General features: G+C 48.1%; 18 protein-coding genes. 15 read left to right on the plus strand and 3 right to left on the minus strand.

Features of this window, described 5'->3' with window-relative positions; translation table 11 throughout:
• The 8 genes from SP90_RS10455 (at position 1) to SP90_RS10490 (ending at position 10,825) form a co-directional block, all read left to right on the plus strand.
• Positions 1-795: a fumarate reductase iron-sulfur subunit gene (locus tag SP90_RS10455; RefSeq protein ID WP_066855598.1), complete on the plus strand. Its 795-nt coding sequence runs from the start codon at positions 1-3 to the stop codon at positions 793-795.
• A complete protein-coding gene (locus SP90_RS10460; RefSeq protein WP_066855601.1) occupies positions 776-1,612 on the plus strand; it encodes a fumarate hydratase in 837 nt (278 codons plus the stop codon). Before SP90_RS10455 ends, SP90_RS10460 begins: the two co-directional genes overlap by 20 nt.
• Positions 1,612-2,157, plus strand: a complete 546-nt coding sequence (locus SP90_RS10465) for a Fe-S-containing hydro-lyase (protein ID WP_066855604.1) — start codon at positions 1,612-1,614, stop codon at positions 2,155-2,157. The genes SP90_RS10460 and SP90_RS10465 overlap by 1 nt, the downstream gene beginning before the upstream one ends.
• A gap of 250 nt (positions 2,158-2,407) precedes the next feature.
• Positions 2,408-3,730 (plus strand): malic enzyme-like NAD(P)-binding protein, encoded by a 1,323-nt coding sequence (locus SP90_RS10470; RefSeq protein ID WP_066855607.1) that lies wholly within the window; start codon positions 2,408-2,410, stop codon positions 3,728-3,730.
• Positions 3,731-4,233: 503 nt separating this feature from the next.
• Positions 4,234-5,082: a sulfide/dihydroorotate dehydrogenase-like FAD/NAD-binding protein gene (locus SP90_RS10475; protein WP_066855674.1), complete on the plus strand. Its 849-nt coding sequence runs from the start codon at positions 4,234-4,236 to the stop codon at positions 5,080-5,082.
• Entirely contained in the window at positions 5,069-6,502 is a 1,434-nt protein-coding gene (gene gltA, locus SP90_RS10480) for an NADPH-dependent glutamate synthase (RefSeq protein WP_066855610.1), read from the plus strand. Before SP90_RS10475 ends, gltA begins: the two co-directional genes overlap by 14 nt.
• Before the next feature lie 231 nt (positions 6,503-6,733).
• The gene (locus SP90_RS10485) at positions 6,734-8,770 is read left to right on the plus strand and encodes a methyl-accepting chemotaxis protein (RefSeq protein WP_066855613.1); all 2,037 of its coding nucleotides are present in this window, start codon (positions 6,734-6,736) and stop codon (positions 8,768-8,770) included.
• Between the two features lie 618 nt (positions 8,771-9,388).
• Positions 9,389-10,825, plus strand: a complete 1,437-nt coding sequence (locus SP90_RS10490) for a carbon starvation CstA family protein (RefSeq protein ID WP_066855616.1) — start codon at positions 9,389-9,391, stop codon at positions 10,823-10,825.
• A gap of 119 nt (positions 10,826-10,944) precedes the next feature.
• Here the strand turns inward: SP90_RS10490 and SP90_RS10495 are convergent, their stop codons facing one another.
• Together SP90_RS10495 and SP90_RS10500 are read right to left on the minus strand one after the other, a co-directional pair.
• Positions 10,945-11,136: a hypothetical protein gene (locus tag SP90_RS10495; RefSeq protein WP_066855619.1), complete on the minus strand. Its 192-nt coding sequence runs from the start codon at positions 11,134-11,136 to the stop codon at positions 10,945-10,947.
• 86 nt (positions 11,137-11,222) lie between these two features.
• Positions 11,223-12,806 carry an SDR family oxidoreductase gene (locus SP90_RS10500; RefSeq protein WP_066855622.1) on the minus strand — a complete coding sequence of 528 codons (1,584 nt, stop codon included), beginning with the start codon at positions 12,804-12,806 and terminating at the stop codon, positions 11,223-11,225.
• A 195-nt stretch (positions 12,807-13,001) separates the two neighbouring features.
• Between SP90_RS10500 and SP90_RS10505 the strand changes: the two genes are divergently transcribed.
• Complete coding sequence (locus tag SP90_RS10505) at positions 13,002-14,711, plus strand: FAD-dependent oxidoreductase (protein WP_066855626.1); 1,710 nt, start codon at positions 13,002-13,004, stop codon at positions 14,709-14,711.
• A 201-nt stretch (positions 14,712-14,912) separates the two neighbouring features.
• On the opposite strand, the gene SP90_RS10510 is transcribed toward SP90_RS10505, so the two are convergent.
• Positions 14,913-15,536, minus strand: a complete 624-nt coding sequence (locus SP90_RS10510) for a hypothetical protein (RefSeq protein ID WP_066855629.1) — start codon at positions 15,534-15,536, stop codon at positions 14,913-14,915.
• 197 nt (positions 15,537-15,733) lie between these two features.
• Between SP90_RS10510 and mutY the strand changes: the two genes are divergently transcribed.
• From mutY to SP90_RS10540, 6 genes are all read left to right on the plus strand, one after another.
• Positions 15,734-16,846, plus strand: coding sequence for an A/G-specific adenine glycosylase (gene mutY, locus SP90_RS10515; protein ID WP_066855632.1), 1,113 nt, complete (start codon positions 15,734-15,736; stop codon positions 16,844-16,846).
• A 75-nt stretch (positions 16,847-16,921) separates the two neighbouring features.
• On the plus strand, positions 16,922-17,596 hold the full coding sequence (locus SP90_RS10520; RefSeq protein WP_066855677.1) for a site-2 protease family protein: 675 nt from the start codon (positions 16,922-16,924) through the stop codon (positions 17,594-17,596).
• Positions 17,597-17,624: 28 nt separating this feature from the next.
• Positions 17,625-18,617 (plus strand): tryptophan--tRNA ligase, encoded by a 993-nt coding sequence (gene trpS / locus SP90_RS10525; RefSeq protein WP_066855635.1) that lies wholly within the window; start codon positions 17,625-17,627, stop codon positions 18,615-18,617.
• Positions 18,618-18,665: 48 nt separating this feature from the next.
• Positions 18,666-19,472 carry a YkgJ family cysteine cluster protein gene (locus SP90_RS10530; protein ID WP_066855637.1) on the plus strand — a complete coding sequence of 269 codons (807 nt, stop codon included), beginning with the start codon at positions 18,666-18,668 and terminating at the stop codon, positions 19,470-19,472.
• A 2-nt stretch (positions 19,473-19,474) separates the two neighbouring features.
• Entirely contained in the window at positions 19,475-19,981 is a 507-nt protein-coding gene (locus SP90_RS10535; RefSeq protein ID WP_066855640.1) for an adenylyltransferase/cytidyltransferase family protein, read from the plus strand.
• Between the two features lie 633 nt (positions 19,982-20,614).
• Complete coding sequence (locus SP90_RS10540) at positions 20,615-20,815, plus strand: hypothetical protein (protein WP_066855644.1); 201 nt, start codon at positions 20,615-20,617, stop codon at positions 20,813-20,815.
• The last annotated feature ends 12 nt before the right edge of the window (positions 20,816-20,827 follow it).

The following is a 20,827-nucleotide window of genomic DNA, read 5'->3' on the forward strand; positions in this document are numbered from 1 at the left end:
ATGAGCCGCCGTCTCCATATTGAAGTATTCCGGTATAATCCGCTTGATCCTGAGTCCAAGCCGCATATGCAGTCATTTTACGTCAACGAATATGACTCAATGACCCTGTTTATTGCGTTAAACATCATCCGTGACCAGCATGACCCGACCCTGCAGTTTGATTTCTGCTGCCGCGCGGGTATCTGCGGCTCCTGCGGAATGGTTATCAACGGACGCCCCGGCCTTGCCTGCCATACGCAGACAAAAGATCTGCCAGAGCATATTGTCCTGCACCCGTTACCGGTATTCAAACTTATCGGTGACCTTTCTGTAGATACGGGAGTGTGGTTCCGTGATGCAGGAACACGTATCGAAGCGTGGGTGCATAACGACCATGACTCCTTTGATCCGACACAGGAAGAAGCGCGCATGGAAAATGCCCTTGCAAACGAAATCTTTGAGCTCGACCGTTGTGTGGAATGCGGTTGCTGCATCGCTGCATGCGGCACGGCACGCATGCGTACAGACTTCCTTGGTGCAGCCTCCATTGCCCGTGTTGCCCGCTTCTATCTCGACCCTCGCGATGAACGCAACGTAGAGAACTATTACGAAGTTATCGGCAACGATCAGGGTGTGTTCGGCTGTATGGGACTGCTGGCCTGCGAAGATGTGTGTCCAAAACATATTCCGTTGCAGGATCAGCTCGGCATTATGCGCCGTATGCTGGCACTGCATTCCGTAAAAGGCATTCTGCCAAAAGCGCTTATTGAAAAGCTAGCGCACAAGGGATGTTGCCATGAGAATCATAAAAGCTGAAACAATTCATGATGCAGTGGTAGACCTTGTTCTTACCGCTGCACGCTATCTGCCTGACGATGTGAAACAGGCTATTGCTGATGCAAGAGAGAATGAAAGTTCGGAGTCTGCCCGTGAAGTGCTCGGGCAACTTCTGGAAAATGCAGACCTTGCTGCCGAATCCGGCCTTCCTCTGTGTCAGGACACAGGAGTCGGCGTCTTCTTTGTGGAGATGGGCGATCAGGTACATGTGGAAGGAAACCTTCCTGAAATTATCAACAAGGCAATGGTAGAAGGATACGAGAAAGGGCTACTCCGTAAATCCTTATGCCACCCGCTCACCCGTGTGAATACCCGCGACAACTCACCGGCAGTTGTCCACGTTGATATTGTTCCAGGCGATAAGATCAAGATCAAACACATGGCAAAAGGCGGCGGTTCAGAAAACATGTCCCGCTGCACCATGCTTACACCTGCTCAGGGGTGGGAAGGCATAAAGGATTTCGTTATCCGCCGTATGGCAGAAGCCGGCCCGAACCCGTGTCCACCGACAGTTATCGGCGTAGGAATCGGCGGTACCTTTGACCTTGCTCCTGCTCTGGCAAAAAAAGCTCTGTTCCGCCCGCTCAGCGAGCCGAATCCTGACCCTGAACTTGCTGCCATGGAAGAAGAGCTGCTCGCAGAAATCAACAAGCTCGGCATCGGCCCTATGGGGCTTGGAGGCAACACAACCAGCCTCGGCGTGAAAATTGAAATGCGCCCGTGCCATATTGCCAGCCTGCCGCTTGCTGTGAATGTGCAATGTCACTCTTCACGCATCAAGGAGGTGGAAATTTAATGGCTACCTACGAACTGACAGCACCGCTGAAAGATGAAGATGTAAAGCAACTCAAAGCAGGCGACGTGGTCAAGCTTACCGGCACCATCTATACTGCCCGCGATGCAGCACATAAACGTCTGTGTGACATGCTCGACAACGGCGAAGAATTACCTTTCGAGCTAGAAGGCGCCGTTATCTATTATGTGGGCCCAAGCCCTGCTCCTGAAGGCCGCCCTATCGGTTCTGCCGGCCCTACCACAAGCTACAGAATGGACACCTATGCTCCGCGTCTGCACAGCCTTGGTGTTAAAGCGACCATCGGCAAAGGGAAACGTAATGCTGACGTCTGCAAGGCAATGGAAGAGCATACCGGAGTCTACTTCGGTGCAACAGGCGGTGCAGGTGCCCTGTTGTCACAATGTATTGACGAGGCAGAGGTCATCGCTTTTGACGACCTCGGACCGGAAGCAATTCGCAAACTGACAGTAACAAACTTTCCACTGCTTGTTGTGAATGATTCACACGGTAATGAGCAGTACGCAAAACCGAATTACGAGTTCTAGCAATCTCTTTAGACAACAAGATATTGCACGCAAAGGTACACATACTATTCCGCAGTCCTTACAGCTTTCTCCTACATTGCTAAAACTGTTAAGGGCTGCGGAATGTTGCTTCTAAAGCGCAATCAAAATGAAGCAAAATTCAATTTTGATATATTTTTGTGCTGAAATACGCACAAGAGATGTTTTATTGAGTACATGATTATTATGTGTTGTGCCCTATCTTGAAACAGCAGGAAGTGAGGATACCACTATGGCGTTGTTTACAAAGGAAGAAGCTCTTAACTACCATGCTGCTCCGCGCAGGGGCAAAGTAGAAGTTGTTCCGGTTAAACCTTGTAACTCCCAGAAAGACCTCTCAATGGCCTATTCACCGGGTGTTGCAGAAGCGTGTAAAGAAATCCACGCAAATCCGGATGCCGCAGCATTGTATACCGGACGTTCGAATCTCGTGGCAGTAGTTTCGGACGGGACGGCAGTACTTGGTCTCGGCAATATCGGCCCTCTTGCCGGTAAGCCTGTTATGGAAGGCAAAGGGGTGCTGTTCAAAACCTTCGCCGACATTGATGTGTTCGACATCAACCTTGATGTCAGCAGCGCAGACGAACTCATCAATATCGTAAAAGCGATGGAGCCGACCTTCGGAGGCATCAACCTTGAAGACATAAAGGCTCCTGAGTGCTTCTACATTGAAGAAACCCTGAAAAAAGAAATGAACATCCCTGTGTTCCATGATGATCAGCACGGTACCGCAGTCATCTCCGGTGCAGGGCTTATCAACGCATGTGAAATCACAGGCCGCAACATAGAAGATCTCAAAGTTGTGGTTGTGGGTGCAGGGGCGGCAGGCATTGCCTGTTCCAAATTCTATGTTTCCATGGGTGTTAAGCGTGAAAATATCTTTATGTTCGATTCCAGAGGGCTCATCCACAAAGGCCGTGAAGGATTGAACCAGTACAAAAAAGAGTTTGCTCAGGATAACGACTACGGTTCACTCGAAGAAGTAATCAAAGGTGCAGACTGCTTCCTTGGCCTCTCAGTCAAAAATCTCCTCTCACAAGACATGGTTCGTTCCATGGCAAAAGATCCTATAATCTTTGCTATGGCGAATCCTGATCCAGAAATATCCTACCCCGACGCTAAAGAGGCATCCCCTAACTGCATTATGGGTACCGGCCGTTCCGATTTCCCGAATCAGGTAAATAACGTTTCCGGCTTCCCGTACATCTTCCGCGGTGCGCTTGATGTGGGCGCAACCATTATTAATGAAGAAATGAAACTTGCCGCGGCAAAGGCACTTGCCGCTCTTGCGAAAGAGCCCGTGCCACAGGAAATTTGTGATGCATACGGCGTAAAAGAACTTACCTTCGGCGTTGATTATGTCATCCCTAAACCGCTAGACCCCCGTGTGCTTGAATGGGAAGTAGCCGCTGTTGCACAGGCAGCAATGGACACAGGCGTTGCCCAAAATCCTATCAAGAACATGGATGCGTATAAAAAATCCTTACGCGACAGAGTAACGGCGTCCAACAAACGTATAGCAGCGTTTGTAGACTCGTACTTTACCGCTTCATAGGTAAACCACAACAGTGCTGTCCGGAGCCTCTCCGGGCAGCACCTTTCAAACCACTACAGGGAAATATGTCGGTTCGTGTCCGCACTTGCAGCCAGACAGTGCATTCTATGCAGGCGAAACGTCATTCCCGAAACCTCGGTAACTATCTGCTATTGTTGCGATAACACTGTTCATAATTATTGGCAGCATGTTAATGCTTCACTAGTCAAGGAATGCCGTGTTAGGAGAATACTTATCTTGCTGCATGTCGAATAGTTAGGTCAGTGCGTTTCAGGCCGCACTCAGCTGTGTATTCTGCGATACATATAACTTGTCAGGGGTTTATCTGTATCATGTAACAGCCATCTTTCTGATGCAACCTAACAGTCGACCATTGTTCTAGGTCCCCGATACGTACTGTTATCGGCTGCAATCTGCTCGGCCTTGTCAGGCTGACAAAGCATTCAACCGCACTAACATTTCCGCTGTCGCTGTTTTTTCTATACGGCGGAACAGGTATGATTATGGCTAATAAAATTGTCAAAAAAGAACAGTTAATCCCAGGACAAACCAGCAAGCTGGTTATTGATGCACCGCATATTGCGGCAAAAGCTAAGCCCGGCAACTTCGTTATCCTTCGTGTAACGGAAAAGGGCGAGCGAATTCCACTCACAATCGCTGATACCGATCCTGAAAACGGCACCATTACCATTGTATATCTGGTACTTGGTAAATCTACAGCGCTGCTCGAAGAGCTTAACGAAGGTGATGAAATTCTTGACCTTTGCGGACCGCTCGGAAAAGCAACCGACCTGCACACCGGCGGCACAGTTATCTGTGTTGGCGGCGGCACCGGTATTGCTGCTATGCATCATATTGCGAAAGGGCACCACGAAGCAGGCAACCACGTTGTTGCCATTATCGGCGCCCGTACAAAAGACCTCCTGCTGTTTGAAAACGAACTTAAAGAATTCTGTCCGGAAGTACTCATCTCCACAGATGACGGTTCCTACGGACATCACGGTCTTGTTACTGAACTGCTGAAAGATCGTCTGGAAAAAGATGACTCTGTTATTGAAGTTGTAGCTGTAGGCCCTGTGCCGATGATGGCTGCTGTTTCCAAAACAACCGAACCTTTCGGTACTCCTACCACTGTAAGCCTTAACTCCATTATGGTTGACGGTGTTGGCATGTGCGGCGCTTGCCGTGTTACCGTAGGCGGAGAAACCAAGTTTGCCTGTGTGGACGGTCCTGAATTTGACGGTCACAAGGTAGATTTCGGTGAACTGAGACAGAGACTGGCAGCATTCTCCTGCCATGAAAAAGAATCTTTCGACCATCACTGCAGGTGCAAGTGCAATGACAACAGCTAAAAAGACAAAAAAACAAATTGCTCCACGCGTTCCTATGCCTAACCAGCCGGCAGCAGAACGTGCACGCAACTTTAAAGAAGTGGCACTCGGCTACACCAAAGAAATGGCAATGCAGGAAGCTGCACGCTGCCTGAACTGTAAAAAGCCTAAATGTGTTCAGGGCTGTCCAGTACAGGTACCTATTGCAGATTTTATTGCCGAAGTAGCCAAAGGCAACGTTGAAGAAGCCTACTCCATCATCAAAAGCACCAACAGCCTCCCTGCGATTTGCGGACGCGTCTGTCCTCAGGAAATCCAGTGTGAAGGTGCATGTATCCTTAATGCCAAAGAACAACCGATTGCTATCGGTCGTCTTGAGCGTTTCGTAGCAGACGAATACATGTACATGGATGCTTGTGATCTCATCAGCGCAAAGCCTGAGTGTCCATTTATTGATGAAGAGAAAAAAGTCGCCTGTATCGGCTCCGGCCCTTCCAGCCTCACAGTGGCAGGATACCTTGCCAGCCGTGGCTGCAAAGTGACTGTATTTGAAGCACTGCACGAAGTTGGCGGCGTACTTGTTTACGGCATCCCTGAGTTCCGTCTCCCTAAAGAGGATATTGTTGCTAAAGAAGTCGGCGCGCTGAAAGATCTTCAGGTTGATTTTGTCACCAACTACGTAGGCGGCAAAACCTTCTCCATCGAAGACTTGAAAGAGCAAGGCTACAAAGCAGTCTTCGTCGGTGTCGGTGCAGGTCTTCCGCGTTTCCTGAATATTTCTGGTGAGAACCTGTGCGGCGTATTCTCCGCAAACGAATACCTCACCCGTGTAAACTTAGGGCGCGCATACGACTTCCCTAACTACGACACCCCGATTATCAAAGGCCGAAAGGTTACTGTATACGGTGGTGGCAACGTAGCTATGGATGCTGCACGTACTGCGCAGCGTCTTGGCGCTGAAACCGTACACATTGTGTACAGACGTACCGCAGATGCCATGCCTGCACGTCACGAAGAAATCGAGCACGCAGTTGAAGAAGGCGTTATTCTTGAAGTGCTTGCAAACCCGCTTGAGTTCAAAGGTGACGGCAAAGGCAACCTTGCCTCTGTCACACTGCAGAAGATGAAGATGGGCGAGCCGGACGAGTCCGGTCGTTGCCGTCCGCTTCCTATCGAAGGGGAAACCTACGAGCTGGAAACAGACCTTGCTATCATCGCTGTAGGAACCCGTCCTAATCCGGTTCTGCTTGAAAACGAGCCGGATCTGAAATTAAACAAATGGGGCTACATCGAAACAGACGAAGCCACTAACGAGACGTCTATTCCTGATGTCTACGCTGGCGGCGACATTGTTACCGGTGCAGCAACTGTTATTCTTGCAATGGGTGCAGGCCGTAAGGCTGCACAAGAAATTGCACGCCGTTTCGGAATTGAAGAATAACCTCTTCCCCGAACTACTAAAGGCAGCCTTTTGGCTGCCTTTTTTTTACGCTTTTTGTAAATAAAAACACTAACATCGCTTTTTATATAGATTTTTATTTTTCAAACCGTAATTTCTTTCTGCTTTCAACCGATAAGATCAATACGGGATATACACTATTCGCCACAACAACGCGTTCATAACCTTAAAGCCGACAACGCAAGCACGTACTCACACGGTGGGAGGGATGTAATGAAATTTAACCTTAAGGCCCAGCTGCTATTACCAACGCTTTTAATCATCATCGTTGGAATGGGCACTGCTTCTTTTGTGTCATTCAAACAGGCTGAAGGTATTTTAAAAGACACGATGCTCCATCAGTCTGAGCAGGTAACACAAAGTCTCCAGACGCAGATGACATCATGGGTTAACGACATCAAACTTGCGCTGACAATTGCCTCAAAAAACACTTCTGTTAAACGAAGCATTCTCAGTGACGGATTGAACAAGACAGCTTACATCCGCGCCATATCATTCTGTCAAAACATGGTAAAAGAATACTCCTTTTACGAAGCAGTGGGTATGACGAACAGAGATGGTCTGGTAACTGTTTACTCTGACATCGAACAAGTTGGAAAAATCAGTATAGGTGATACCGATTATTTTAAAAAAGCCATGAGTGGCTCGCCAGCTACTTCTGATGCAATACAAAGTAAAATGAACGGCGAACCGGTCTTTGTTGTTGCAACGCCGATTATTGACCGCGACACCGTCGTGGGCACTGTTATCGGTATTATCAAAATCAATACCTTTGCTGCAAAATACATTCAGCCTATCAAAATGGGTAAAACAGGGTATGCATTCCTTATGGCCAGATCAGGGCTCATCTGTGCGCACCCTGACAACTCAACAATCTTAAAAGCTAACCTGACTGACTACGATTGGGGAAAGACCCTCGCATCGCAGGAGAACGGTACTGTGAACTACACTCATGAGGGTGTTGCTAAGATTGTTAGCTTTGTAAAAGAGCCGCTTACCGGCTGGACTATTGCTGTTACCACGAATGTTGACGATATTTTCTCTTCTACAAAATCCATCCGTAATTCCAATATCCTGACAACAATACTTGTTGTTCTTGTGGTGGGTCTGGTCATCTTCCTGATTGTGCACAAAATCATTCTTGCGCTCACCAAAAGTGTCGCATTTGCAGAAGATGTTGCCAAAGGCTCACTGGATAATGAACTGACCGTGAACAGAAATGATGAGATTGGTCTTCTGGCAACAGCACTAAACAAAATGACGGTTAATCTGCGCCAGATGATTTCAACTGCTGAGCAGAAGACATCTGAAGCAGAGCAAGAATCAGAGCGTGCGCATGTTGCCATGAAAGAAGCTGACGAAGCACGTAAGGAAGCCGAACTGGCAAAACGTCAGGGTATGTTGCAGGCTGCTGAACAGCTGGAAGCCATTGTAGAACACATCTCCACAACAGCAACCGAACTTGCAGCGCAGGTGGACGAGTCAAGCAAAGGGGCTGAGCTCCAGCTTGAACGCACCGGAGAAACAGCTACCGCAATTGAGCAAATGAATGCCACTGTGCTTGAGGTAGCCCGTAATGCGACCTCTGCGGCAAGTCATGCTGATGACACCAAGCTGAAGGCTGAAGAAGGGCAGGATGTTGTATCTTCAGTTGTACAGTCTATTGACGAAGTGAACGAACGTTCTCACAAGCTTACTGATAGCCTCGGAGCACTTGGAAGACGTGCTGAAGATATCGGAAGCGTTATGACTGTAATTACAGACATTGCTGACCAGACGAACCTTCTTGCACTGAACGCGGCAATTGAAGCTGCCAGAGCCGGTGAGGCAGGCAGAGGCTTTGCTGTTGTTGCTGATGAAGTTCGTAAGCTTGCAGAAAAAACCATGCAGGCAACACGCGAAGTTGATGAAGCTATTCAAGCTATTCAGGTTGCTTCTCAGGATAACATCAAGGGAATGCAGGCGACATCAGAAGTAGTTACCCGCACCACAAGCCTTGCCAGCGAAGCAGGCAATTCTTTGGGAGCTATTGTAGACGTAGCCATTGCCAACGCGGATCAGGTTCGCTCCATTGCTTCTGCAAGCGAAGAGCAGTCCGCAACCTCTGAGCAGATCGGCAACAGTTCTGAAGAGATCAACAGAATTGCCATGGAAACCGCAGCAGGTATGCGGGAATCTTCCACTGCTGTGAATGAACTTGCGGAAATGACGCAACGTTTACAACAAGTTGTTGACGAGCTGAAATCATAACAAAGTATCAAAGCTCCCTGCTGAACATTCAGCAGGGAGCTTTTTTATTACAACCAGTGCCACTCCATGAGCGGCTGCTAAAAAATGCCTGCCCGCATAAGCTACTATCCATGAGCTACAGTTATAATTTTTTCTGTATGCATCTACGAGACGTTGTCTGATGCACTGAAAAAACAAAGCCTATCGCTCCTGCATAGAAGAACCGGTTTCCCCCTCCCCTCTCTCTGAAGTCACGTTCAGCGCAAATCATGCCATTAAAATGCATGCTGCATGACGCTTTTCGCCATACAGGTACATGCAAACAAATATTTCTTAAAACCTGTTTGGTATACACAACTAATTTCTTCAACCACTCAACATAGTAAGACATCTCCCCACCATCCTTCTTGCTCCAAGAGGGGCATACGCCCGTAAACCCTCATCAGCAGCGGAGTATTTTCGTCCTTCTATTTTATAAGAGTTTTACCTATATTAACAAAGCCTTAGAGCGCATCTATTGATTGTTTCATCAACTAGTTGCTCTATTTTCAGGTTTCAGTTTTTTCACTTTAATCGCCTAAGCAATTTCATGCGGACTATGCCCCCGCTACGACACAATTGCTTAAAAAGGACAACACGATGGTATACTTCTTTATTGCTGCCGGTATGCTGATCGCCGGTTACTTTGTGTATGGTAAATTTGTTGAACGCGTTTTCGGCGCTGACGACTCCCGCCCTACACCTGTTATGCGCCTCGAAGACGGCGTTGACTTTGTGAAGATGAATCCCAAGAAAATTTTTCTTATCCAGATTCTGAACATTGCCGGTCTCGGCCCTATTTTCGGGCCTATCCTCGGGGCGCTCTACGGCCCAACTGCGCTCATCTGGGTTGTGCTCGGCTGTATCTTCGGCGGTGCAGTGCATGACTACTTCTCCGGTATGATGTCTATCCGCAACGAGGGTAAATCCTTGCCGGAACTGGTAGGCATCAACCTTGGTGGTACTGCTAAGCAGGTGCTGAACGTTGTAGCACTCACTCTGCTCATTCTGGTGGGTGTTGTTTTCGTTCTCGGCCCTGCAAAGCTTCTTGCACAAAAAATCAACTTTGGTTTTGATGCTGCAACCGCAAGCCTTGTCTGGTCCGGTGTTATCTTTGTGTACTACTTTGCAGCCACTATCCTTCCTGTGGATAAAATCATCGGACGCATATACCCGTTCTTTGGTGCTGCATTGCTGTTCATGGCATTCGGCCTTGTTACCATGCTCATGGTAAAAGGGTACACTCTGTTCCCCAACGGCGTGGACTTTACAGTAAACACTCATCCAAAAGACCTGCCGCTGTGGCCACTTATCTTCATCACCATTGCCTGTGGTGCTATCTCCGGTTTCCACGCAACCCAATCCCCTATGATGGCTCGCTGTCTTCCTAAAGAGACAATGGGACGCCCTGTTTTCTTCGGTGCAATGATCGGTGAAGGGCTTATCGGCCTTATCTGGGTTACTCTGGGTATGAGCTTCTACCAGTCTCCAGAAGCGCTTCAAGGTGCTCTGGCAAACGGTGGCCCTGCTGCTGTTGTCGACCAGATTTCTCTTACTCTCATGGGTGACTTCGGCGGACTCCTTGCTGTTCTTGGTGTTATTGCTCTGCCGATTACTTCCGGTGATACTGCATTCCGCTCTGCCCGCCTGATCATTGCCGACTACCTAAAGTTCTCTCAGGTCAAAGCATCGCAGCGCCTGTTCATTGCTGTGCCGTTATTTGTTCTTGGCTTCATTATCACCAAGACGGACTTCGGTATCCTGTGGCGCTACTTCGGCCTTGTGAACCAGTCTCTCGCAGTGATGGTTCTGTGGACAACAGCCGTATACCTTGCCCGTGAAAACAAACTGCATTGGATTGCAAGTATTCCGGCAACATTCATGACTGTGATTTGTTCCACCTACATTCTCTACAATAAAGTAGGACTCGGACTGGATTACCACATCTCCTGCATTGCCGGTGTAGCCATCGGTTTTGCCTGCATGGGCTGGTTCCTTGTTAAAAAAGGCAGCCTTGTCCCTGTTCCTGTAAAATAGCGCCTTTCCTAAAACATAAAAACGCCGCAGGCATACTGCCTGCGGCGTTTTTTATAAATTTCGTGTTGAATAACTCTCAAGCTCATCAGGCTACAACAAACCTGTACTGCGCTACTCCGTTACTCTGTGTCGTTTTTCTGTTTTGACTTATGCGCTCTGGCAAGCGTAATCCCTGCAACAAAGCCGGGCACCATCCCTAACGCAATAGCTCTGGGAAGGTTTGGTAAAAAGCCGATCAGGTAGCCCAGGACACCGATGGAAGCCCCGATAAAAATACCGCGAACAACAAAGTTAGGTGCTTCTTTTGACATGCTTACTCCTTACATTAGCGCTGCATGGTACGGTGCGGTGCCAGTGCGTGTCAATTGACATTCAAGCTTATTCATCCCTTGGTTACTCACCTGTTCCCGTTACGTTTCATCGCTTCTTCCATTGTCAATTTCTGTACAGTATCAAGGGAGCAACGCTGCAATGCAATATGCCGAATTCTCCACGGCCCCTTCACCACCTTACCTTTTGCTGCTCTCGCAATGGCCTTCAACATCCCGCTAAAAATAAACATATGCACCGGATATAGTGAATACCAGTACGCCATCCCCCACAATCCTTTTGGATGAAAGTATGCAATCATGCGTAGTTCAGAAACATGCTCAGCTCCAGTTGTTACAGGAAGCACTGTAAATTCAAGCAATGCCTCACCGGGGAGCTTCATTTCCGCAAGCAACAATAGTCTTCGGTTTTCCTGAATATCTAATACACGCCAAAAATCCAGCGCATCGCCGATAAACAGCTCCTGCGGGTCACGCCTTCCTCTCCTGAGTCCCGGCCCACCTACAATCTTGTCGATGAAACCGCGGATGCGCCACAGATAGTCATCCTTGTCCCAGCCGTTATCGCCACCCACACGTTTTACAACACCCCACACCTGCTCAACACTATCGCGTATGTGCACGGCATGAGCAGAATACAAGGTTGTACCGCCTGCAAAGGTGCTGTCACCGCAAGTAACCCATTCAGGCACTTCCGGCTCACCTGCATCTGTCCAGCTAGTGTCCACGGTATGCTGCCGAACCCGTTCCAGCGCTAAGTGGACTGACTCTCTTACTGTCAGTAATTCCTGCGGGATAATTTCCTGAATACTATTTTCTGAGCAGACAACATTATTGCGCAACCCTTCAACAAGCGGCCTTGCAAGGCTCGTCGGTACCGGCGTAACCAGATTTATCCACAAGGAGCTAAGGCGTGGTGTAAGAACGGGTACAGGGAATATTATTCGTTTACGCAACCTTGCTTCTTTTCTGTAAATCTCAAACAGCTCTTTGTAGGAAACGATATCCGGCCCGCCGATGTCATACGTCTTGTTAGCTGTTTCAGGGTGATCCAGCACACCGGTAAGATATGTAAGTACATTGGAAACGGCGATGGGCTGACATTTACTATTCACCCAGCGAGGTGTCACCATCATCGGCAAACGGTCAACAAGATACCGCAACAATTCAAACGAGGCACTTCCTGCGCCGATTATCTGCGCTGCGCGCAGCACGGTAACAGGCACATCTGAAAGGGACAGAATCTTGGCAACTTCTGCCCGTGAGGCCAGATGCTTGCTCAAATTAGGATCGTCAGGGACAAGGCCGGAAAGATAGATAATTCGTTTTACACGATTAATCCGGCAAGCCTGCACCATATTATACGCAGCCTTACGGTCTGCATCACGAAAATCCTTATGCGAAGGATTCATGGAATGGATAAGATAATACGCAACACCACAGCCACGGGCGGCATCCATTGTGCCTTTTCCGGAAACCATATCTCCCTCAATGACTTCCAGATTTTCATGTGTAGCCCACGGTCTGCTATCCAGCTTGCGTCTTGAACGCACAAGTACACGAACTTTTTTACCTTGCGACAAAAGAAGAGGCACAAGCCTTCCGCCTATATATCCTGTCGCACCGGTAACTAAAATCGGTTTATCCTGCATGCAGTTCTCCTGCATAAAGCGTTATGCAACCTGTCACTATTTGGCCGCAAAGTTTTCATCAATCCGAAACATACCGCACTTTGCCCCAATCTTCGTCTATTTTTTCAGTTATCCCCGTATTGCAGAACTTTGTAAGCGTGGTATTCTTAGCCTTTCCCAAGTACTGCGTATGGAATGATTGTCCGTGGAGGGCACATGGCACCGCTGAGTAAGTCCAAAAAATCTTCTGCTTCATCCACAAGCTCAAATAAAGCATCAGATACCGCTGAGGAACGCTGGCTACTGCCTGAAGAAGCCCGTGCAAACCTTACTGAGCTCTTCAAACAATTAAAGAAAAATATAGAACTGCATGTGGTAACTGACTCTGATGAAGAGAATATGTTCAATACAGTAACCAAACAGTTTGCATTTGATATCTCGCGCCTTTCTTCGAAAATATCTGTGACTCATCACTCCGTGAACGACAACTTCTCAAAAAAGCATGAGGTCACACTTTCCCCCACACTTTTGTTTAATCCAGATGAATACGACATCCGCTTTACAGGAGCTCCCTTAGGTGAAGAAGGAAAAGCCTTTATTGAGACAATCCTCCACATATCCCTTGGTGTCAGCTCTCTTTCTGAAACATCCAAAACCATTCTCTCCGAGCTGCAGGAACCTCGACACATACGCATGTTTTCTTCTCCCGGCTGCCCGTATTGCCCTGCTCAATTTATGAACGCAGTGCAGGCGGCAATTGAAAAACCAAAGCTCATACGAGCAGACTGCATAGATTCTGACGAGTTTCCGGCTCTTACAAAACAGTACGGGGTAGGCTCTGTACCGCATACCTCCTTCAGTGAATCTTACCATAGAATCGGCCTGATGCCTCAAGAGCGGTTCTGTCTCGAATTGCTCATGCTGCGCGATGCTGAAGAAGTCTTACGGGAACAGGAATGGGCAGAGGAGCCCGAAGAAGAAGGAAAGGTATACGACCTTATTATCCTAGGAGCAGGCCCCGCAGGGCTCACAGCCGCTATCTATGCAAAACGTTCCGGACTGAATTCTGTTGTACTTGATACATCTGTTATCGGCGGACAGGTTATGACAACTCCCGTGGTGGAGAACTATCCCGGGTTCCGCAGTGTGGGCGGGACTGCCCTTGTGGAAATTCTTACAGCACATACACGGGAGTATTCAAACATACGCGAAAACCAGTTGATACACTCTGTCAGCATCAAAGATGTCATTGAAGTACAAACAGCTGAGCGGAGGTATTCTGCCAAGGCTCTCATTTTTGCCACAGGAACAGAATGGCGATCTCTCGGTGTTGAAGGTGAAACAAAGTACTTCGGAACCGGAGTCACCCATTGTGCAGCATGCGACGGATATATGTTCCGTGGAAAACATGTGGTCATGGTAGGCGGAGGCAACACAGCTCTTACCGACGCCTTGCACCTTAAAAATCTGGGAATTGATGTGACTATCATTCACAGACGGGACGCACTTCGGGCACAACAGACATTACAGGATGCCATTGCGCGGGAAGCAATCCCCGTCATTTTCAATACAGTCATCAGCAAAATTTACGGAACCGATAAAGAACTTCTTGGAGTAATACTGACAAACACCGAAACCGGAAAAACAACAGATCATCCATGCGAAGGTGTCTTTATCGCCATTGGGATGGATCCGAATTCCCAGCTTGCAGAGCAAATCGGTGTTGCCTTGAATTCAGATAAAACTATCCATGTGGACGCAAGAATGCGAACCAACATTCCACGAATATACGCAGCAGGCGATGTGAACGGTGGTATCCGGCAGATTGTCACTGCTGTAAGCGATGGTGCTGTAGCCGCAATGTCTGCCTTTGAAGATCTGCAGCAACCTTATTGGGCTTCAGAAAAAACGGAACCATCACTCTAAGTATCCGACGCAGCAAGGTTGGCCTGTTCTGTGGCAACCGCCTTCAGGAACAGGAAACAAAAAAACTCAAATCCGCTAAAAGCATCACTGCTTGAACGAATTTGAGTTTTTTGTTGAATCACAGCTCGGTGTAGCCGTGAAATCAAATCCCCCCACGGGATATTCTCGCGCACTGAGCATTTCTAGTATTCGGTACGCTTCCTACCTATTACGGGCAAAATCCAGCAATGTTTGAATAGAGGAAAGCTGTTCAGCATCAGGACTTTTAAAGTTCCCCCCGACACCCACAACTTCACTGCTCTGCACAAAATGTTTCGGAATAAATTCCAGTTGCTGAATAGGTGGAGTTTCCTGAGTTTGCTTAGTTTCACCGTTGTCATCTGCTGACTTCACAACAGGTCTCTTGAAATACAGAAACATGCGTTCCCCCAGCAGGTCTTCCATCGAACGTAGCATCGCGTTTGCGATGCCGCCTTTGAATTGCAAAAAAGCACCGTGAGGAGACACATTACGCATAACCCCCGTAACCTTTTTACCTGTTGGTCGAAAAAGGGTTAACACCACAGGCAGATTAGTGGGATATCGTTTACTGGTACGCTGAGCATCACACTTCATAATGCGCACAAGCTGCGCATTCTCCTGCACAGCCTCATAGGTAAAAGCGGTACTTCCCCGCTCATTCCATAAGGATACTGCCCCACGCTGTGACAGCGCACGCGCTCCGGACATTCCGCATCGACCACAGACAACAAAGAAATAAATTGCATCTGCGTAGAGAAGCCCCTTTTTCCCCCCGCAATTCGGACATACTTTTGGAATCATCATACTCGGCCCCCCAAACACGGATTCCACACAATGTTGTTGCATTGTGCTCATATTGTTCGACTGCACTATATCTAAAATATAAAATAACTTAAACCTCTAGCACCTGTTTTCCCGCCATATATACTCTTTACTCTATGCTGCGCACCAGCTACCACATAGCCATATCTTCCCAAAACACACCATCGGATTCAAACCACATGATTACACCAGACCAATATCAGACAGTTTCAAACCTTCTTCTCATATGGTTTGAAGCAAACAAGCGCCCCCTGCCGTGGCGTGAACACTATACTCCATACCACGTTTGGGTTTCTGAAATAATGCTTCAGCAAACCCAGATGGAGCGCGGAGTGGCCTATTTTACCCGCTGGATGCAGGAGTTGCCGGACGTATCATCCGTTGCAAATGCCCATGAAGACTTCTTACTCAAACTTTGGGAAGGTCTTGGCTATTACTCCCGAGTCCGTAATCTCCATAAGGCAGCAAAAGTCATTGCAACAGAACACGGCGGCATCTTTCCAGAAGACTACGCTGCAATACGCGCCCTTCCGGGAATCGGCGACTATACTGCCGGAGCGATTGCCTCTATTGCCTTCAATCAGGATGTTATCTGTGTGGATGCGAATGTTGAGCGTGTATTTGCAAGGCTGTTTGATATTGATACGCCGGTTAAGCAAAAACATAATATGGAATTTATTCGCAAGACGGTCACGGCTATGCTCCCTGCAGGACATGCACGCGAATTCAATCAGGCTCTCATGGAATTCGGGGCATTGCTTTGCAGCAAAAAGCCAAAATGCCACCTGTGTCCATTAAATCTATTCTGCGAGGCCTACCATCTTGGCATCCCGCACGAGCGTCCGGTACCAGTTGCCAAAAAAGAGATTAAAAACATCACAGTGGCCACAGGTTTTCTTGTGCACAATGGCAAGGTGTATATCCAGAAACGTCCTGAAACGGGCGTCTGGGCAGGATTCTGGGAATTACCCGGCGGATCTGTTGAAAAGGATGAAACTCCAGAAGAAGCCGTGATTCGTGAATTCATGGAAGAAACTGAGTTTCCGGTTCGCATTCATGACAAAATCACTATCGTTAAACATGGCTACACAACCTACCGTGTCACCATGCATTGTTATTTCCTGACACTTGCACAGGAACATTCGCCAGAACCCGTTCTACATGCTGCCACAGCGTACCGATGGGTGACGATGGACGAACTTGATGAAGTCACCCTTCCTGCAGGTCACAGGAAGCTTCTTGACCATCTGCAGACAGATTTACGGCTCGCACCACTTTTGGAAAACAGCTAGTTTATAAGACGCCACCACTCTGGAGACCGCGAATTTACTTGCCTCACAAGGGGGTTCGTGGTAGCCGCAAAAGTTATGTTTAGTACCGATATTGCAGCAAGTGTAACAAAGATCGCCGTAGCGTTTGTGCCTATGTTATTAGGCATGGTCTGCCATGAGGTAGCGCACGGCTGGGTAGCGTATAAACTGGGTGACCCTACAGCAAAGTCTCAAGGTCGTCTGACGCTTAACCCTGTTCCGCACATTGACCCTATGGGCACAGCCATGTTTGTGCTGACCGCACTTACCAGCCCGTTTGTTATTGGCTGGGCAAAGCCTGTGCCGGTTGATACGCGCTGGTTCAAGAACCCGAGAAAGGGTATGATACTCGTATCTGCAGCAGGGCCAGTTACCAACTTTATTCTCGCAGTTATCTTTGGAGTACTCTTTGCGCTTGTAGCACAGAATCCTCCTGTAGCCGGTTCCCTGTATGCATCCGTATACGACTTTTTATACAAAATGTGTCTGGCTGGCGTGTGGATTAACCTTGCGCTTGGCTGGTTCAACCTTATGCCGCTTCCACCGCTGGACGGCAGCAATATTCTGGCAGGATTACTCCCGCCGCGTCTTGCATATAAATTCCAGGCGATTTCCCGCTATGGATTTCTTATAGTAATGTTATTGTTGGCAACAGGCTTTCTGGGAACAATCATCAGCCCGCTCATTCATAGTTCTGCCGAGCTGATTCAACAATTGATCTCATTTATCTAAAGCCTGACACTATATCCGGAGGAAAGAAATGACTCGTAAACGTACCGTTTCCGGTATGCGTCCTACTGGCGCCCTGCATCTTGGCCACTATTTCGGCGTACTTAAGAACTGGGTAGCAATGCAACACGACATGGATTGCTACTTCTTTGTAGCAGACTGGCACGCGTTGACCAGTGACTACGCAGATACAAGCGGCATAAAAACCCACGTTCCGGAAATGGTTAAAGATTGGCTTGCCTCCGGTCTTGATCCTGAAAAATGTACTATTTTCCAGCAGTCCGCAGTGAAAGAACATGCAGAGCTGCACCTGCTGCTCTCCATGATCACTCCTCTTGGCTGGCTTGAACGTTGCCCTACCTACAAAGAACAGCGCGACCAGATCAGCAACAAGGATCTCGGAAACTACGGTTTCCTCGGCTACCCTGTACTTATGGCAACCGACATTCTTATGTACCGTCCGGACTACGTGCCGGTAGGTCAGGATCAGCTGCCGCACATTGAGCTTACACGCGAAATTGCACGCCGCTTCAACCACATGTACGACTGTAGTCTCTTCCCTGAGCCTGAAGGTAAGCTGACACCGGAAGCAAAACTTCCCGGCCTTGATGGTCGTAAGATGTCAAAAAGCTACAACAACGGCATCTTCCTCAGCGAAAGCATGGAAGACGTCCAGCCGAAGGTTCGCGGCATGCTTACAGATAAAAACCGCCTGCGTCGTAAAGATCCGGGCGATCCGGACATCTGTAACCTTTTCCCGTACCATGTGCTCATGACTTCAGAAGAAAAGCAGGCTGAACTCCGCAAGGGCTGTACCTCTGCTGAGCTTGGTTGTGTTGACTGTAAAAAAGCACTTCTCGAATCCATGGAAACATTCCTTGCTCCTATCCACGAACGTCGCAGAGAAATCGAAGCGAATCCTAAGTTCGTACAGGAAGTATTGGAACACGGAAACGAGCGCGCAAGAAAAATGGCTTGCGAAACCATGGAAATGGTTCGCAGTGCTATTAACTTTGATTTTTAGTGACCATAGGGCGGGCGTAAGCCCGCCTTTTTACTTTCAGGAAGTTATATGTTTGTAGATCCACATGATGCAGGTCCTGAGGATGATTCCGCAGTTCAGGATACCTTGGAATATCTTGAATCGTTGCCGCAGTTGGCAGACGGCGACACCTTCAAATTTGCGTGTCATCCCGGCGTATCCTGTTTTAATGCATGCTGCCGTGACTTGAATATGCCGCTTTCCCCGTATGACGTATTGCGCTTACGTCAGGGACTGGGCATGGACAGCACTACTTTTATCAAAGAACACACCGTAATTGAACAGTACCCTAACTCCGGTTTTCCGGTACTGTTCCTTAAAATGACAGATTCCATCGAACAGGAATGCCCTTTCTTAAGTAAAGAAGGCTGCACTGTTTACGAACACCGTTCTGCAGCATGCCGCACATACCCGCTGGGACGTGCAACACATCTGGCCGAAGACGGTTCTGTCATTGAACAGTTTGTAGTTGTTCAGGAAGACCACTGTAAGGGATTTGAAGAGGCCAATGCGTGGACAGCACAGGAATGGCTCAAAGATCAAGGTCTTGAAGAGTACAACTACTTTGCAGACCGCTACATGAGCATTATTTCCCGCTTTATTGATACAGACCTTGAACTGACGCAAAAACGTGTACAGATGGCTCTGCTCGCCTTCTACCAGCTCGACCATTTTAAAGGGTTCATGGAAGACATGGATCTTATGGACAGAGTCAACGTACCACAGGAGCGTCGGGAAAAAATTATGACTGACGAGAAGGAACGCCTTCTCTTTGCTATGGAATGGATGGAACTCATCCTTTTCGGCAACAGCACAACCCTTTCACACACCGCATAACAATGACTAAGAACAACGGTATTCCAGCCCATCCGGCTGTTTTTCGCGCAGACCAGTGGGACGACCTGCTGGAAGCATTGGCAGATAAGCGCGACAAATGCATTGTCTTCACCAACGGCTGTTACGACATCCTGCATCCCGGACATGTCGATATCCTTGCCCGTTGTAAGGCAGAGGGTGACATCCTTATCCTTGGCCTTAACAGCGACGATTCTGTACGCTCTTTAGGCAAAGGGGACGACAGACCGGTTAATACATTTGCCGTAAGAGCATATGTACTGGCTCACCTTGCAAGCGTTGATTACGTGGTTGAATTCAATGAATCTACACCGTTTGAGCTTATTGACGCAGTACGTCCGAATGTACTCATCAAAGGCGGTGACTGGGGTATCGATTCCATTGTAGGAAAAGATATTGTGGAAGGTGACGGCGGAAAAGTGTTGAGCCTCCCCCTGTTACAGGGATTCTCCACAACGTCTCTTATCGAGAAGATCCGCTCCGGCTGCTAATTTTTGCATAGACAAAAATGAGTCCGCCCTTGTCGTTCCTCAGACAGGGGCGGACTTCTTTTTTGCGATATGCTGTTCGGGCTAGAAACGCGTATGTTGCGTGGCATACCGCAAAAGAAAAGATCCCCTTAGCGCCAACAGAGGGGATCTTAGCCAAAAACTATCTTTCCGTACCCGCTTCCGGCACTGAAGCGGCTTACTCCGGACAGTCTGTCCTGCAAAAGCAGAACTCCTAAAACATACACAGTGCTGATCTGTTCACCAAACACAGTCATTACCGTGCGAGAGGTCGCAAGGCGTACCTCGTTGTTTTAGCATTCCGTGCAAAAACCATATCACGCTTGATACATGGGGGCATCAGACGCCGTGACCAAAAAATTTCACTTTGCCTTGTCTGGAAGGCTGCAACAGCTGCCAATAGCTGTTGTTCATAAGGAGCTAAAATTTTCGGTATGGTCAGCAGTGAGAATGCTATAAAAACAAGCAACGTGTCTTATATAGGGCAAACTCTTTTTCGTGTCCTAAAAAAAAGTCTACCTTACGTTTCGACACCAACTTGTTGCCAATCAGATACATTTCTGCAAAACTTCTCCCAACATACTGCAATCACGAACCATAGGTAGAAAACACGTTATGTCTGCATCCGATGATCAAATCCCGCAAGAAATCCTTACAGAGCTGAAAACTCTTGCTCACGAAACTGCCCCAAATAATAACGCAACCAGCGCTGAAGAGCTGCTTCGTTTACTCATTCCACAGCATCCTGAAATCTTAGCAGATACTCCTTCTGCAATTACCGCAATAAAAGAGGCCATTGATACCCTCGGGAAATAGTATCAACCGCCT

It is taken from the genome of Halodesulfovibrio spirochaetisodalis, from assembly GCF_001672295.1.
In the GTDB taxonomy this organism is placed as follows: domain Bacteria; phylum Desulfobacterota; class Desulfovibrionia; order Desulfovibrionales; family Desulfovibrionaceae; genus Halodesulfovibrio; species Halodesulfovibrio spirochaetisodalis.